Origin of the sequence: Vibrio sp. S234-5, assembly GCF_000960595.1 — a bacterium.
Lineage (GTDB): Bacteria > Pseudomonadota > Gammaproteobacteria > Enterobacterales > Vibrionaceae > Vibrio.
The window spans coordinates 1-439 of record NZ_JZAM01000143.1; the positions used below are offsets into that span (position 1 = coordinate 1).

General features: G+C 49.9%; 1 pseudogene. It reads right to left on the reverse strand.

The annotated features are described in order from the left end of the window. Positions 1-20: 20 nt before the first annotated feature. Positions 21-439, reverse strand: a pseudogene (locus UF06_RS06170) (DNA-3-methyladenine glycosylase); the annotation flags it as partial.

Sequence of the window (439 nt, forward strand, 5' to 3'; positions counted from 1 at the left end):
CATCTCGGTATAAACTGTGTTCATGATTGATTCCATAAGTGAAACGTCGCGTAGCTTCCCCAAGGGGCTGCGGTGTGCGTATTGAGTGATGGGTAGCGCTGCATCGCTTTTTTCACCACTAAGTCTTTATCTAAAAAGCAATCGGGTTGGGATTGCCCACGCAGTTGAGCATAACTGACCGTCCAAGGTCCAATGCCTTTCAACGCTAACCATTGTTGCGGATCCGTCTCCGCGTTGCTTTGCATAAACTGAGCGAAACGCACCAACGTCTCTTTACGACTTTGCGGCATCCGCAAAAAACTCACGTCGGCATTCGCAATCGCATCTGGCGTCGGGAAAAAGCGCTTGTCAGCATCACCACAGAGCGTTTTTACCAATAAGTTAAGCTGGCCTATCGCGGCCTTGACCGACACTTGTTGACCAAGAATTGCGCTTAGGC